The organism is Paractinoplanes toevensis, from assembly GCF_018332695.1.
Lineage (GTDB): Bacteria > Actinomycetota > Actinomycetes > Mycobacteriales > Micromonosporaceae > Actinoplanes > Actinoplanes toevensis.
The window spans coordinates 1-14,503 of the sequence record NZ_BOQN01000065.1; the positions used below are offsets into that span (position 1 = coordinate 1).

Genomic DNA, 14,503 nt, shown 5'->3' on the forward strand with positions numbered 1-14,503 from the left:
GGGGGCTTTTAAGAGCTTGCGCCGCATGTGGCTACGAAAGCGCCTGTGGCTTGGGGGTGTGTAGTTGGAGCAAACGCAGCGGCTCGAATATCTGGGGTTGGGGTTTGTGCGGAGCGTTCGCGAACGCAGTGCCCAAGCCGAACCCCCCACCCAGGCCCGGCGGTCTCCGAGCGCTCGGCCGGGGGTTCGGGGGCAGAGCCCCTGAGGTCTTACGACCTCCGCAAATGCGGATCGACGGCGATCGTCTCGGGGGTCAGGCCGTAGTACGACGCGACCTCGCGCAACCGCTCCTCGCCCCGCCCGAGGATGAAGCGGTGCCCGTCCGGGTCGCGCACCACGAAGTCGCGCATGCCGTTGGGCCGAGAACCGACCGGCTCGACGATGTCGGCGCCGGCCTCCTCGTATTCCGCGCACAGGGCGTCCGGATCCTCGACGTAAACGTAGGCGACCTGCTCGGGCGGGGGTGCATCGCCGGTCCAGGGAACCAGCAGGAGCATCTCGACCGCGCCGCTGGCCAGGGCGGCGACACTGTCGTCCGCGGTGCGCCACGCGAGGCGGAAACCGAGGGCCTCCTGGTAGTAGGCGACCGAGCGGTCCAGGTCGGCGACCGAAAGCCGCGGCATCACGTGCAGCCAGGTCGTCAGGTCGGTGCGTGCGTCAGTGGTCACAGTTTCCTCCTGGGTCAGTGCGTCGACCGCCTGCAGCAGGCGGCGGACTTCTTCGAGGCGGGCTTCCAGCCGCGCGCGATGGTCGTGGAACAGCCGGCGCCGTTCCTCGTCGCCGGTGCCGGCCAGGACGCGCCGGATGTCGGCGATGGGCATGTCCAGCGACCGGAGCAGGGCGATGACCCGCGCGGCACCGGTCTGGCCGGACGTGTAGTAGCGGTAGCCGGACTGGGCTTCCCGGCTCTCCGGTTCGAGCAGCCGCAGCCGGTCGTAGCGGCGCAGCTGCGGGATGCTCAGGCCGACAAGCTCGGCGAACTGCCCGATCTGCCAGCGTTCGGATTGATCGTCCACGGGTCGATTCTGCGAGGCTGACCCGCGTCAGGGTCAAGAGGCCTTGCCACCATCCACGATGGACCTGTCGAATCAGGCGATGACGACCGTCGAATCGCAGCGCAAGGTCGACCGCGGGGAACTGGCTCCGGGATGCCCGGTGCATCGGGGGAGCGATGACGTCTGGCGCATCCAGGACTATGCGACCGCCCGCGAATTCCTCCGGCACACCGAGACCAGGCAGGCCGGTTTCGGCATCGAGGGCGTCAAGCGTTTCGCCAAGGGCATGCGCCTGGCCGTTCTCTACCGGGACGGGCCCGAGCACCGCGAGCACCGCCGGCAGACCGCCAAATACTTCACTCCCAAGCGGGTCGACTCGGCCTACCGCGGCCTGATGGAACGGCTGGCCGACGAGCAGTGCGCGGTGCTCCGCAGCGCCGGGACGGCGAACCTGTCGGATCTGTCGTTCCAGCTCGCGGTGGCCGTTGCCGCGGAGGTGGTCGGGCTGACCGAGAGCCGGGGGAGCACGGCCAAGCGTCTCGACCGCTTCTTCGCGCTGGTGCCGGACGGCGACGCGAAAGGCCTCTCGGCGCTGTATCAGGGTCTGCACCAGCTCTACACGATGGGCGCCGTCTACTGGCGGGATGTCCGGCCGGCGGTCAACGCGCGGCGGAAGCAGGGCCGGGACGATCTCATCTCGCACCTGATCGATGAAGGGTGCAATCGCAAGGAGATCCTGGGGGAGTGCGTCACGTTCGCCGCGGCCGGGATGATCACCACGCGGGAGTTCATCTCGGTGGCGGCGTGGCATCTGTTCGCGGACGAGGAGTTGCGGACGCGCTACCGGAGCGGAGACGAGAAGGCGCGGTTCGGGGTGCTGCACGAGATTCTGCGGCTGGAACCGGTCGTCGCCGACCTGATGCGGTGGACCACCGCGGACGTCGAGGTCGGCGGCGTGACGATCCCCGAAGGGGTGCTCGTCGACGTAGGGGTGGCCGCCGCGAACGCCGACCCGGCCGCGGTCGGCGACGATCCCCAGCTCGTGTGCCCGGCGCGGCCGCTCGCCGACGGCGTCGCGGACTCGGGGCTGTCGTTCGGCGACGGCGCCCACCGCTGCCCGGGTGCGTACATTGCGATTCAGGAGACCGACATCTTCCTGACCAGGCTGTTCGCGATGGAAGGGCTGCGCATGGTGCACGAGCCGAAGGTGCGTATCCGTCCGGAGATCGCCGCCTACGAGTTGGTCGGGCTGATCGTGGCGGTGGAGTGAGCGTGGGCCTGCGCGATGACGAGCGGACCACCCTCGAGCAGTTCCTCGACGAGCACCGCGCCGGGGTGCTCCGGGCGCTGGACGGGCTCGCCGACGCCGACGCGGCCACGCGCCTGCTGCCGCACACCGGGATGACCATCGGCGGGATCGTGAAGCACCTCGCGCAGATGGAGGACCTCTGGTTCACCTGGAAGTTCGCCGGGGGCGACTGGCCGCCGCCGTGGCCGCACGGTGAGCGGGAGGAGTGGGCGTGGGAGTCGGCCGCCGAGGACACGGTGGCCGAGCTGGCGGCCCTCTATCGGGTGGCGTGCGCGCGCAGCCGGGCGGTGGCCGCGAGGCAGCCCGACCTGGACGCGCTCGCGGCGTCCCCCTCGTTCGGCAAGGGGCCGGTCAGCCTGCGCTGGCTGTTCGTGCACATGATCCGGGAGACCGCCCAGCACCGCGGCCACCTCGACCTGATGCTCGACGTGGTGCGCGGCTAACACTGCAACGGCACCTGTAGTCCATTCACCGCGGAACAGTCGGGGGAGCGGCCGGCTCGGCCCGGTCATGCTGACTCGCGCAGCACCAATTTGGTGGGCAGGATGAGCGGCGTACGCCCCTGCCCCCCGATCAAACCGATGAGCATCCGGGTCATTTCTGTTCCCAAGGCCTGGATCGATTGGTGGACCGTGGTCAATGGCGGATCGGCTCGCTCAGGCATGCCCAGATTGTCGAAGCCCACCACGGCCACGTCGGTCGGCCATGATCATCGACTCGCGGTAGCCAGGCACAGCAACAGGTGCAGGTCGGTCTCCTCGCGGGCCGCGGACACTCCGACGATGACCTGCGCGACGAAGGGATCGGCGAACAACTCGGGCCGGTCGTGGGAGATCGCGAGGGCGACGATGCCGGTCTGCTGGGTGGCCAGGGCGCGAGCGGTGCGGTTGGGCAGGTAGCCCATAGGCCTGGAAGCGGTCCCAGTTTCGCATGCGTCACCGTGTCATGCCGATCAGATGACGAACGGTGAATCGTGGTCCTCTTGACTTTCTAGGAGGCTCGGCTAAGCATCGCATCGATAGGTATCAATCAAGATTACTGGAAGCGCTTCCAGTAATCCGTCCGCTCAATGCTTCGGAGACCGTGATGAGACAACGAATCCGTTCCCGTACGCTCGCCGCCGCACTGGCGTTGGCGGTACCCGCGGTGCTGCTGCTCGCCGCGCCCGCCGCCCACGCCGACCCCATCAGCCAGACCAGCGGCTTCTATGTGAACCCCAACTCGGGCCCGGCATCGTGGGTTGCCGCCAACCCCGGTGACGGGCGCGCCGCCGCGATCCGGAGCCAGATCGCGCAGAAGCCGATGGCCAGTTGGTTCGGCAACTGGAGCGGTGACATCACCGGTGCGGTCGGCCGATACGTCGCCGCTGCCGATGCTGTCGACAAGCTGCCCCTCCTGGTGGCCTACAACCTCCCCGGCCGGGATGCCTGCGGCGGCCACTCCGGCGGAGGTGCCGGCAGCGTCGCCGCCTACGACTCGTGGATCGCCTCCTTCGTCGCCGCCATCGGCAGCCGGCCTGCCGTGGTGGTCCTCGAACCGGACTCGCTGGGCGACTTCAGCTGCATGAGCCAGACGCAGATCAACGAACGCGTAGGCATGCTCTCCCGCGCCGCCGGCCAGTTCCGGGCCAAGGCGCCCAACACCTGGGCGTACCTCGACGCCGGCAATCCGGGCTGGGTGGACGCGCAGACCATGGCGCAACGCCTCAACATGGCCGGGGTGGCCAACGCGCACGGTTTCGCGCTGAACGTGTCGAACTACTTCCGGACCAGCGAGAACACCAACTACGGCAACAGCGTCGCGTCCGCGCTGCAGCGGTTCGGATACAGCAAGCCGTACGTGATCGACACCAGCCGCAACGGCAACGGCTCCAACGGTCAGTGGTGCAACCCGGCGGGTCGCCGGATCGGCACACCGAGCCAGATGGGCGGCGGTGCCGAGATGGTGCTGTGGCTCAAGACGCCGGGGGAGTCCGACGGCAACTGCGGGGTCGGAGCCGGATCCACCGCCGGGCAGTTCCTGCCGGAAGTGGCCTACAAGATGATCTACGGGTACTGACCACGAACATCCGCCGTGTGGGGTGACACGCCGTCCGGCCGGACGGCTGGGCGGCGTCGTCCCGTTCGGGTCGGGTCGTCGGACTTGTCCGCGCGGGCCTGCGATCTTGGGGGTTTTCCGAGCGCGGTCCGGCTGGCATGGTGTCGGCATGAGCCAGCGCCTGTACAACCGAAGCAGCCGGACCATCGCCGTGGCCGACGTGCCGCCGGATGTGCTGGCCGCGATCGAGGCCCACGCCGCGGAACGGCTGCTGGACCCGATCACGGAGACGGCTGTCGCGTGCGTGGCGACGCTCTCGAAGAGCCTGCGCAAGCCGGGCTTGTTCGCCCGCCTCGGCGGGCGGATGCCCGAGGCCGAGCATCAGACCTTCGCCGTCCTGATACCGACGACCCTGGTGGTGGCGACCGCCGGCGACCAGCGCGGTATCACCGTGCTGTCGACCCGTCTGGCCGACGTCGACCTCGTCGGACAAACCGATCCCGCGTACGCCGTCGACTCCAGCATTCATGTCCGGGGACGCTGGGGTGGTCCGGACGTCGGGTCGTACGTCGTCGCGCTGGGTGACGACCCCGCGGGGCAGGCGTTCCACGCCGCCTTGCGTACGGCCGTCGCCGCGGCGAAGCGCTCCTGATGAGTACCGCTTTCGGTCACGTATTGACCCGGCGTTGTTTTGGGAGCGCTCCCATGTCACGATGACGGTCAATGTCAGTCGGGTGTGAGGACACGCCATGCGACCTTCCGGAACCGCCACCGCCGCTGTCGCCCTGGCCGCCGCCGGCCTGCTCGGCGCCATCGTGCCGGCACCCGCCGAGGCTCGTGCGGCCGTGCTGCCGTATCAGGACCCGTCGCTGCCGGTCGCCACCCGCGTCACCGATCTGCTCGGGCGGATGAGCCTGGACGACAAGGTCGGCCAGATGACGCAGTCGGAACGGGGAACGACCACCGCCGCCGATGTCACGGCGTACCGGGTCGGGTCCGTACTCTCCGGCGGCGGCTCCGCGCCGTCGCCGAACACCCCGGCCGGCTGGGCCGACATGTACGACGCCTACCAGCGCGGCGCGCTCGCCACCCCGCTGCAGATCCCGATCCTGTACGGCATCGACGCGGTGCACGGCAACAACAACGTGCCCGGCTCGACGATCTTCCCGCACAACATCGGCCTCGGTGCCACCCGCGACCCCGCCCTGGTGGAGAGGATCGGCCGGGCCACCGCCGAGGAGGTGACCGGAGCCGGGCAGGACTGGACGTTCGCGCCGTGCCTCTGCGTCGCCCGCAACGACCGGTGGGGCCGCACCTACGAGTCGTTCGGCGAGAAGCCGGAGATCGCGACGGCCATGACGACCATCGTGGACGGCCTCCAGGGCTCCCGGCTGGACGGGCCCGCCTCCGTGCTCGCCACCGCCAAGCACTACATCGGCGACGGCGGGACCACCGGCGGCACCGACCAGGGCAACACCCAGATCAGCGAGGCCGAGCTGCGGGCCGTGCACCTGCCGCCGTTCGCCGCCGCGGTGCAGCGCGGCGTCGGCTCGGTGATGATCTCCTACAGCAGCTTCAACGGGGTCAAGCTGCACGGGAACAAATATCTGATCACCGACCTGCTGAAGGGCGAGCTGGGCTTCACCGGGTTCGTCGTCTCGGACTGGGCCGCCATCGACCAGCTCGACGGCCAGCGCGGGTTCACCCAGGCCGAGGTCGTCACCGCGGTCAACGCCGGCCTGGACATGATCATGGTGCCGACCGACTGGAAGACGTTCGTCGGCTACCTGCGCGCCGCGGCGCAGAGCGGGCAGATTCCGCTGTCGCGGATCGACGACGCCAACCGCCGCATCCTCACCAAGAAGTTCGAGCTGGGGCTCTTCGAGCGGCCGTACGCGGATCGCGGTTACGCCACGACGATCGGCAGCGCCGCGCACCGGGACCTGGCCCGGCAGGCCGTCCGCCAGTCGCAGGTGCTGCTGAAGAACGCCGGCGGGATCCTGCCGCTCGCAAAGACCGGCGGCAAGATCTTCGTGGCCGGCAAGAGCGCCGACGACATCGGAAACCAGAGCGGCGGGTGGACCCTCAGCTGGCAGGGCGCCGGCGGCAACACGGTGCCCGGCACGTCGATCCTGGCCGGCATCCGCGCCGCCGCCGGCAGTGGCACCACCATCACGTATCAGCGGGACGGCACCGGCATCGACAACTCATACCGGGCGGCCATCGCGGTGGTCGGCGAGACGCCGTACGCCGAGGGGCAGGGCGACCGGACCGGCTCGATGAGCTTGGACGCGACCGACCTGGCCACCCTCTCCCGGCTGCGCTCCGCCGGCGTACCGGTGATCGTCGTTCTGGTGTCCGGCCGGCCGCTGGACGTCGCCGCCGAGATCGGCAACTGGAACGCGCTGCTCGCGGCCTGGCTCCCCGGCAGCGAAGGAGCCGGGGTCGCCGACGTGCTCTTCGGTGACTACGCGCCCACCGGCAAGCTGCCGGTGACGTGGATGCAGTCCGCCGCCCAGCAGCCGATCAACGACGGCGACGGCAAGACACCGCTGTTCCCGTACGGCTTCGGGTTGACCTACGCGGATACCCAGCCGGACCCGGACCCGACGCCGACCGATCCGGCCCCGGCCGGGGCGTGCCGGGTCCGGTACACCACGAGCGACTGGAGCTCCGGCTTCACCGGCACCGTCGCGCTGACCAACACCGGGCCGGCGGCTCTCGCCCCGTGGACGCTGAGCTGGACCTTCACCGGCGGGCAGACCGTGACCCAGGCGTGGTCGGCCCGCGTCACCCAGAGCGGCGCGGTGGTCACCGCCACCGGCGAGACGTGGAGCGCGTCGCTGGCACCGGGCGCGACGGTCAGCTTCGGTTTCAACGGGTCGCACGGCGGCAGCAACCCGCGTCCCGCGGCGTTCACCCTGAACGGCGCCGCCTGCACCGCCGAGTAGCTCTGGCGATCAGCCGGCGCCTTCCTCGAACTGCCGGATCAGCGGGCCGAGGCTGCGCAACCAGTCACGCGCACGGGAGCTCCAGTCCGTCCCACCGAGGAGGACCACCGCTTCGCCACCGAGGAAGGACAGCCCGATCAGCCCGGCCACGTCCTCGGCGCGCAGTGGCCCCAGCGACCCGAACCGCTGTTCGGCCTCGCGGGCCACCTCGGCCAGCACCTCGAACCACGACTGCAACAGCTCCAGTACGCGGTGGGCCACCGCACTGTCCGACCAGCCCGCCGCGATCATCTCCTGCAGGACGCGCACGTATCCGGAGGCCAGATCGTCGTCGAGGAAGTCGCAGGCCTGCTCGTAGCGCTTCCACAGGGGCATCTCGGTGCCGTACATCTGGCGTTGCCGGTCGATCAGCCGGCGGTTTTCGTAGTCCAGCAGCGCCAGCACGAGTCCCTGCTTGCCGCCGAAGTGGTAGTGGATCTGGCTGAGCGGAACCCCGGCCTGGTCGGCGACCCGCCGGGTGGACAGTGCGGCGAAGCCGTCGGCCAGGACGCGTTCGCGCGCCGCCTCGATGATTCTGTCGGCTGTCGGGTTCACGTCGGATCCTCTTGTCGGTCGGTCGACCGAATGATAGCTTGCGCGCATTCGGTCGGTCGACCGACTCAGGCGGAAGGAGAGTCGCATGCTCCGCAAGGCACTGACATTCACCTATGGGGCAGTCGCCTACCTGGCGTTCCTCGGTGCGTTCCTGTACACGATCGGTTTCCTGGCCGGCGCGGTCGTCCCCAAGGACGTCGACGACGGAACGGTGCGTCCGGTCTGGCAGGCGGTAGTGGTCGATCTGGCTCTGCTGGGCCTGTTCGCCGTCCAGCACAGCGTGATGGCCCGGCCGTGGTTCAAACAGCGCTGGACCCGGATCGTGCCGCCGGCCATCGAGCGCAGCACCTACGTCCTCGCCGCGACGGTCGCCCTCGTGCTCCTTCTGTGGCTGTGGCAACCCTGGCCGACGACCGTCTGGTCGGTCGACGCCGGCTGGGCGCGCGCCGCGCTGTGGTCGCTCTACCTGCTCGGCTGGGGCTTCCTGGTACTCAGCACGTTCGCGCTGGGCCACTTCGACCTGTTCGGCCTGCGCCAGGTGCTGGCCCGCCGGCACGCCGAGCCCAGCTTCCGCGAGCCGCCGCTGTACCGCGTGATCCGGCACCCGATCATGGTCGGCTTCCTCATCGCGTTCTGGGCTGTTCCGGACATGAGTGCCGGCCGGTTGCTCTTCGCCGCGGCCTCCACGGCGTACATCATGGTGGGTGTGCGTCTCGAGGAGCACGACCTCAAGCAGCAGCTGGGCGCTCCCTACGCCGACTACCTCGACCGGGTGCCGCGCTTCGTTCCCCGCCCGAAGGTGAGTCATGGCGAACACTGACGGCTTCGTCGAGCACGGCAACATCAAGATCCACTTCGAGGTGTACGGCAAGACCGGCCCGACCATCCTGCTGATGCCCTCGTGGACGCTGGTGCACAAGCGGCTGTGGAAACTGCAGGTCCCATACCTGTCCCGGCACTTCCGGGTGGTCACCTACGACGGCCCCGGCAACGGCCGCTCCGACCGCCCGCGCGACAGCGAGCCGTATTCGCAGGAGAACCAGATCGCGTACGCGTTGGCCGTGCTCGAGGCCACCGGCACCGACAAGGCGGTGGTCGTGGCCCTGTCCCGCGCCGCCAACTGGGCGCTGGAACTGGCCGCCGAACACCCCGACCGAGTGCACGGCACCGTGGTCATCGGTCCCGCGATCGCCCTGCCCCCGCACGCGGCCCGGTCGACCAACCTCGACATCACCGCCGCCGAACCCGATCTGCCGGCGAGTGCCGTGCCACTGCTCGGCACCGATCCGCCGGCCCACTGGACGAAGTACAACTGGTCGTACTGGCTGTCGCACTACGAGGACTTCGCCTGGTTCTTCCTGGGGCAGTGCTTCCCCGAGCCGCACTCCACCAAGGCGATCGAGGACGGCGTGGCCTGGGCCCTGGACACCACCGGCGAGGTCCTGGTGGCCGAGAGCCGCGCACCCCGCCCGGACGAGCAGACGGTACGCGCCTGGTGCGCCCGGATCGACAGTCCGCTGCTGGCCCTGCACGGCACCGACGACCGGATCTCCCCGCCGGCCCGCAGCGAGTTGTTGTGCGAGTTGACCGGCGGCGAACTGGCCACCATCGAGGGCGCCGGCCACATCCCGCTGGTCCGCGACCCCGTCCGCGCGAACCTGTTCATCCGCCGCTTCGCCGAACGGTTCCGCGTCCCCTCCGGCCACCGTTCGTGGCCGCGATGGAACAGCCGGCCGAAACGGGTGCTCTATCTCAGTTCACCCATCGGGCTGGGCCACGCGCGGCGTGACCTGGCGATCGCGCGGCAGCTCCGGGAACGCCGGCCCGGAGTGCGGATCGACTGGCTGACCCAGCATCCCGTCACCCGCATGCTCGCCGACGCCGGCGAGCGGATCCACCCCGGAAGCCGGCTGCTGCGCAACGAGTCCGCCCACATCGAGGCCGAGTCCGGCGAGCACGACCTGCACGCCTTCCAGGCTCTGCGCACCATGGACGAGGTCCTGACGAACAACTTCATGGTCTTCCACGACGTGGTCACCGAGCAGCAGTACGACCTGGTGGTCGGCGACGAGGCCTGGGATGTGGACCACTTCCTGCACGAGAACCCCGAGCTGAAGCGTTTCGCGTACGCCTGGTTGACCGACTTCGTGGGTTTCCTGCCCATGCCCGACGACGACGAGCGGGCCGCGCTGGTAGCCGCCGACTACAACGCCGAGATGATCGAACGGATCGCCCGCTTTCCCCGCCTGCGGGATCGGGCCGTCTTCATCGGCGATCCGGACGACATCGTGCCGTCGCGGTTCGGGCCGGACCTGCCGTCCATTCGCGACTGGACGGAGGCCCACTACGACTTCGCCGGCCAGGTGACCGGCTTCGCCCCGGTCGACCGCGCCGCCTTGGGCTACCGGCCGGGCGAGCCCGTCTGCGTCGTCACGGTCGGCGGCTCCGGGGTCGGGTACGACCTGCTGCGCCGAGCGGTGGACGCCTACCCCGAGGCCGCCCGTCGCGTCCCCGGCCTGCGCATGGTGGTGGTGACCGGCCCGCGCATCGACCCGTCCGCGTTCCCCCGCCACGACGGGCTGGAACTGCACGGATACCTGCCGGACCTGCATCGCCATCTGGCCGCGGCCGATCTGGCCGTGGTTCAGGGCGGGCTCACGACCTGCATGGAGCTGACCGCGAGCAACCGCCCCTTCATCTACGTCCCGCTGCGCCACCATTTCGAGCAGCACTTCCACGTGGACCACCGCTTACGCCGCCACAACGCCGGCCGCCGGATCGACTACGACGACCTGACCCCGTCCTCGCTCGCGGAGGCGATCGCCGCCGAGATCGGGCGCGAGGTGCATTACCGTCCGGTCCCGTCCGACGGTGCCGATCGGGCGGCCGCCTTGCTGGCCGACCTGCTCTGACGCGCGGCGGCGTCAGCCGGGCACGCACCAGGAACTACAAGTGCCGATGCGGGCCTAGTCGCCCTGTTCGATCTTCTCCTCGCCGCGGCGGCGCAGCATGCGCAGGCCGGGGATGCCGGCGATGGCCAGCCGCAGGTCCTCGGTCACCTCGAGGAGTTTGTGCAGGTCGGGGCCGACCTGGTCGAGCTTGGCGAGCAGCGGCATCACGTCGTCGACCAGGTGGGCGCGCAGCTGGGGCAGCTGGTCGACCATCCGGATCGCGGCGGTCACCTCTTCGGGGGACAGCTCGTCGACGAAGCGGGCCGCCAGTGGAGCTCCCTTGCGCAGGGTCTCGGCGTACGCCTCGAGCAGTTGGGTGGCGTCGACCGCGGCCGTTTTCGCCTGCTGGATCACCGCGGCGGCCTCGGCGCTGATGCCGGAGGCGGCGTCGGTGATGCCGGCGGCCTCGCCGACGACCGACGACGCCGCCTGGGTGATGCCACCCGCATCCCGCACCACCACCGACGCGCCGGCGGTGATCGCCCGCGCCTCCACCACCGTGGTCTCCGCCTCGTCGACGATCAGGGTGACCCGGCCGATCAGCAACTCGGCCTGGTCGGCCAGGACGGTAATGCGGCTGACCAGCAGTTCGGCCTGGCCGAGGGCACTCAGCACGCGGACCGGGAGGGTCGCGGCCGCGGCGGCGATCTCGACCGCCTGGCCGATCGTGGTGCGGGCCAGGTCGGCGAGCGCGGCGGGGGAGACGAACGGGAAGGCCATGTCTCCATCATGCGCCCGGCTGTCCTGCCACGCGATCGATCACACGCCGTGAGCGGCGGTGTTCCGTGGGTCGAAAGTCTCTGTCAACTTCGTATGCAGCGGGGGTCGAGCCGCCCAAAATCGGCGCGAACACGGCACTATGGCTCAGTGCGTACTCGAATCTGGATTCTGGCGGTGGCGGCTGTGGGAGTCCTGGGCGGTGCCGGACTGGTCGGTGTGGGCATGATGAACGACGCCGACGGCAGCGGCGCGACGTCGCTGGCCGGCGTGTTCCAGGACGCTCCGGCCGACAAGGCCTCGCCGACGCCCACCGGGCCGACACCCGAGGAACTCGCGGCCCAGGCGCACGCCAAACAGGTGAAGGCGCTGGACGCGGCGCTGAAGAAGTACGCGGCGACGGTGCCCGAGTTCTCGGTGGCCGTGCTGGACAAGAAGACCGGCGAGAAATATTCGTTCCGCGGCACGGAGAAGTACGAAACGGCCAGCGTCGTGAAGGTGCAGGTGCTCGCGTGCCTGCTGCTCACCGCGCAGGACAAGCAGCGTGATCTCAGCTCGACCGAGTTGTCCCTGGCCAAGCGCATGATCCGGCTCAGCGACAACGACGCGACGACCTCGCTGTTCTCCCGGCTCGGCAAGGCGCCCGCGATCCAGAAGTGCGACAAGCGGCTCGGCCTCACCCAGACCACGGTCAACAGCGCCTGGGGCCTGACCCGTACGACCGTCGACGACCAGGTGAAGCTGCTCGGTGAGCTGGTGGACTCGAACGGCCCGCTGGACGCGGATTCGCGCGAGCTGGCCTTCACGCTGATGAGCACGGTCGACGAGGGCCAGGACTGGGGTGTTCCGGCCGCCGCCACGACCGGCGAGACCACCACCGTCAAGAACGGGTGGCTGCCGCGCTCGACCGAGAACAACCGCTGGATCATCAACACGGTCGGCCGGATCACCGGCGGCGACACCGACGTCTCGATCGCGGTCCTGTCACACGGTCACGCGTCGATGTCCGGCGGCATCGCCGTGGTGGAGAAGGCCGCCAAGATGACCCGTCAGTACCTCAAGTACTAGGCGCTGTGCGGGCGTCGCGGCGCTTCTGCCACCACGAGATGCTCTGGTTGACGACCAGGATGAGGATGACCGCGGCGACCACGCCCTCCCACGGCTTCGGGAAGATCGAGCCGCCGGCCACCCCGATCGCGGCGTAGACGGTGGCCCAGAGCGCGCAGGCCGGCAGGTTGGCCGCCACGAAGGTGCGCCACGACAGGCCCAGGAAAGCGGCCGCCAGCAGCACCGGCACCCGGCCGCCCGGGATCAGCCGGGACACCAGCAGCACCGGGAGCGGGCTCTTCTCCAGGCGCAGCTTGACCGAGGCCAGGTGTTCCTCGTCGCGCAGCCAGCGCAGGCGGCGAGCCAGTTTCTCGCCGCCGAGCCGGCACATCGCGTACATCGCCAGGTCGCCGACGTAGGCGCCGGCCGCACCGAACGCCACCACCAGCACGATGGTGAGCGGGTGGTGCTCGTGGAAAGCCAGGGTGGCGGCACCGCTCACGGCCGCGCCGGTCGGCACGATCGGGATGATGGCGCCGAAACAGACCACGGCGAACAACCACGCCATGGCACCCAGATAGGCGATCACGCGCCGCGCCCGATGGTCACCGATTCGCCCTGGTCGAGAACCCGCACATGCACCTCCGGCGCGCGTTCCGCGGCCAGCTCGGCGAACCGGGTGCCGGGGTCGCGGAACATGTGCGGGCGGACCCGGCCCATGCCGATCGGCCACAGCGTGCCGTAGTGCACGGGCACCGCCCAGGCCGCCTTCATCCGGCGCACCGCCTCGACGGCGTCGGCCGCGTCGAGGTGGTGGTGCGCGCCGAGGGTCGGGCCCCAGCCGCCGACCGGGACCAGGGCCAGATCGAGCGGGCCGATCGCGGTCATCTCGTCGAACAGGCCGGTGTCGCCGGCGAACCAGGTGCGGGCGGCGCCCTCGACGACGTAGCCGATGGCCTCGGCGCGCTCGCGGGACCAGGGGCCGCGGCCGCCCTCGTGGGCGGCGGGCACGGCCCGGACCTGCACGTCGCCGACGGTGACCTCCTCACCCGGGGAGACCTCGACGCAGCGGCGGGCGTAGCCCGGGCCGAGGCTCTTGGCCACGAACGCGGCGGCGCCGCGCGGCATGATCAGCCGGGGCGAGCCGGGAACGATCCGCAGCGAGGCCAGGTGGAAGTGGTCGGCGTGCAGGTGGGACAGCAGCACGGCGTCGGGCGGGGCGGGCAGCCGCGGGGTGACACCGGCCATCCGGCGCAGGTGGGCGACGCGGTCGGTGAGAACCGGGTCGGTGAGCAGGGTGGTGCCGGAATCGGCGAGCCACACGGTGCTGTGGCCCCACCAGGTGACCGACGTCGTGCTCACGCGTTCACCGTACAGAGCCGCCGCAGCGCACGGCCGCACAGCCGGGCGTACGCGTGCTGGCCGACCACCGCGAACGGGCCGGCCAGCCGCATCGGCAGGCGGGCCGGGCGGCTGTACGCGAACACGGTGAACCAGACACGGTCACGTTCGTCGTGTTCGACGTAGAACGCCTCCTCGCCGGAAGCTTGATGTCCGGGCAGTGTTCCGTACCCCCAACCGGTCCTTCTTTCCGTTCTTTCGCTCCAGACCACCTCGCACGGGACGCTGAGCGGACCGACCCCGACGGTGAGCCGGACTCCCGGTTCGGCCGTCGGCCCGGAGGTCACGACGCGGGCTCCGGTGGCTCGATGCATCCGGAAGGACAAAACGTGTGAACCGGCACGTTCGTAGAGATCGGATCCGGATCCGAGGGGCATCCGGAAGAACAAATGCCGGAAACCGGGCGGCCGCAAACCGGTCTCGGTCCCGCCGACGGGGGAGTATGTCAAGTCACTCACCCCTGCATGATTCCCGAGTCGCCGCGAATCGAAGCTTCCGGCA

At 70.0% G+C, this 14,503-nt stretch carries 16 protein-coding genes; 8 read left to right on the top strand and 8 right to left on the bottom strand.

Features of this window, described 5'->3' with window-relative positions; all coding sequences use genetic code 11:
- Window positions 1-209 precede the first annotated feature (209 nt).
- The gene (locus tag Ato02nite_RS24980; RefSeq protein WP_213009049.1) at window positions 210-1,016 is read right to left on the bottom strand and encodes a VOC family protein; all 807 of its coding nucleotides are present in this window, start codon (window positions 1,014-1,016) and stop codon (window positions 210-212) included.
- A 79-nt stretch (window positions 1,017-1,095) separates the two neighbouring features.
- Between Ato02nite_RS24980 and Ato02nite_RS24985 the strand changes: the two genes are divergently transcribed.
- Window positions 1,096-2,265, top strand: a complete 1,170-nt coding sequence (locus Ato02nite_RS24985; protein WP_213009050.1) for a cytochrome P450 — start codon at window positions 1,096-1,098, stop codon at window positions 2,263-2,265.
- 2 nt (window positions 2,266-2,267) lie between these two features.
- Window positions 2,268-2,747, top strand: a complete 480-nt coding sequence (locus tag Ato02nite_RS24990; RefSeq protein WP_246607395.1) for a DinB family protein — start codon at window positions 2,268-2,270, stop codon at window positions 2,745-2,747.
- Between the two features lie 65 nt (window positions 2,748-2,812).
- On the opposite strand, the gene Ato02nite_RS24995 is transcribed toward Ato02nite_RS24990, so the two are convergent.
- The gene (locus tag Ato02nite_RS24995; protein WP_213009052.1) at window positions 2,813-2,998 is read right to left on the bottom strand and encodes a substrate-binding domain-containing protein; all 186 of its coding nucleotides are present in this window, start codon (window positions 2,996-2,998) and stop codon (window positions 2,813-2,815) included.
- 15 nt (window positions 2,999-3,013) lie between these two features.
- A complete protein-coding gene (locus Ato02nite_RS25000; RefSeq protein ID WP_213009053.1) occupies window positions 3,014-3,208 on the bottom strand; it encodes a LacI family DNA-binding transcriptional regulator in 195 nt (64 codons plus the stop codon).
- 182 nt (window positions 3,209-3,390) lie between these two features.
- Here Ato02nite_RS25000 and Ato02nite_RS25005 point away from each other — a divergent pair, with 182 nt between their 5' ends.
- The 3 genes from Ato02nite_RS25005 (at window position 3,391) to Ato02nite_RS25015 (ending at window position 7,292) form a co-directional block, all read left to right on the top strand.
- A complete protein-coding gene (locus Ato02nite_RS25005) occupies window positions 3,391-4,362 on the top strand; it encodes a glycoside hydrolase family 6 protein (protein WP_213009054.1) in 972 nt (323 codons plus the stop codon).
- A gap of 148 nt (window positions 4,363-4,510) precedes the next feature.
- Complete coding sequence (locus Ato02nite_RS25010) at window positions 4,511-4,993, top strand: hypothetical protein (protein WP_213009055.1); 483 nt, start codon at window positions 4,511-4,513, stop codon at window positions 4,991-4,993.
- A 97-nt stretch (window positions 4,994-5,090) separates the two neighbouring features.
- Window positions 5,091-7,292 carry a glycoside hydrolase family 3 N-terminal domain-containing protein gene (locus Ato02nite_RS25015; protein ID WP_246607396.1) on the top strand — a complete coding sequence of 734 codons (2,202 nt, stop codon included), beginning with the start codon at window positions 5,091-5,093 and terminating at the stop codon, window positions 7,290-7,292.
- A gap of 9 nt (window positions 7,293-7,301) precedes the next feature.
- On the opposite strand, the gene Ato02nite_RS25020 is transcribed toward Ato02nite_RS25015, so the two are convergent.
- Window positions 7,302-7,886: a TetR/AcrR family transcriptional regulator gene (locus Ato02nite_RS25020; protein WP_246607397.1), complete on the bottom strand. Its 585-nt coding sequence runs from the start codon at window positions 7,884-7,886 to the stop codon at window positions 7,302-7,304.
- An 85-nt stretch (window positions 7,887-7,971) separates the two neighbouring features.
- On the opposite strand from Ato02nite_RS25020, the gene mddA reads away from it, so the two are divergent.
- Together mddA and Ato02nite_RS25030 are read left to right on the top strand one after the other, a co-directional pair.
- A complete protein-coding gene (gene mddA / locus Ato02nite_RS25025; RefSeq protein ID WP_213009057.1) occupies window positions 7,972-8,706 on the top strand; it encodes a methanethiol S-methyltransferase in 735 nt (244 codons plus the stop codon).
- Window positions 8,693-10,798, top strand: a complete 2,106-nt coding sequence (locus tag Ato02nite_RS25030) for an alpha/beta hydrolase (protein WP_213009058.1) — start codon at window positions 8,693-8,695, stop codon at window positions 10,796-10,798. Before mddA ends, Ato02nite_RS25030 begins: the two co-directional genes overlap by 14 nt.
- A 54-nt stretch (window positions 10,799-10,852) precedes the next feature.
- Here Ato02nite_RS25030 and Ato02nite_RS25035 read toward each other — a convergent pair whose 3' ends face one another.
- Entirely contained in the window at window positions 10,853-11,557 is a 705-nt protein-coding gene (locus tag Ato02nite_RS25035) for a hypothetical protein (RefSeq protein ID WP_213009059.1), read from the bottom strand.
- 147 nt (window positions 11,558-11,704) lie between these two features.
- Here Ato02nite_RS25035 and Ato02nite_RS25040 point away from each other — a divergent pair, with 147 nt between their 5' ends.
- Window positions 11,705-12,622 (top strand): serine hydrolase, encoded by a 918-nt coding sequence (locus Ato02nite_RS25040; protein WP_438873070.1) that lies wholly within the window; start codon window positions 11,705-11,707, stop codon window positions 12,620-12,622.
- Here Ato02nite_RS25040 and Ato02nite_RS25045 read toward each other — a convergent pair.
- The 3 genes from Ato02nite_RS25045 to Ato02nite_RS25055 are packed head-to-tail and all read right to left on the bottom strand — an operon-like array spanning window position 12,612 to window position 14,460.
- On the bottom strand, window positions 12,612-13,190 hold the full coding sequence (locus Ato02nite_RS25045) for a DedA family protein (RefSeq protein ID WP_213009060.1): 579 nt from the start codon (window positions 13,188-13,190) through the stop codon (window positions 12,612-12,614). The genes Ato02nite_RS25040 and Ato02nite_RS25045 overlap by 11 nt on opposite strands.
- Window positions 13,187-13,963, bottom strand: a complete 777-nt coding sequence (locus tag Ato02nite_RS25050) for an MBL fold metallo-hydrolase (protein ID WP_213009061.1) — start codon at window positions 13,961-13,963, stop codon at window positions 13,187-13,189. The genes Ato02nite_RS25045 and Ato02nite_RS25050 overlap by 4 nt, the downstream gene beginning before the upstream one ends.
- Window positions 13,960-14,460, bottom strand: a complete 501-nt coding sequence (locus Ato02nite_RS25055) for a DUF1990 domain-containing protein (RefSeq protein ID WP_213009062.1) — start codon at window positions 14,458-14,460, stop codon at window positions 13,960-13,962. The genes Ato02nite_RS25050 and Ato02nite_RS25055 overlap by 4 nt, the downstream gene beginning before the upstream one ends.
- Window positions 14,461-14,503: the final 43 nt, after the last annotated feature.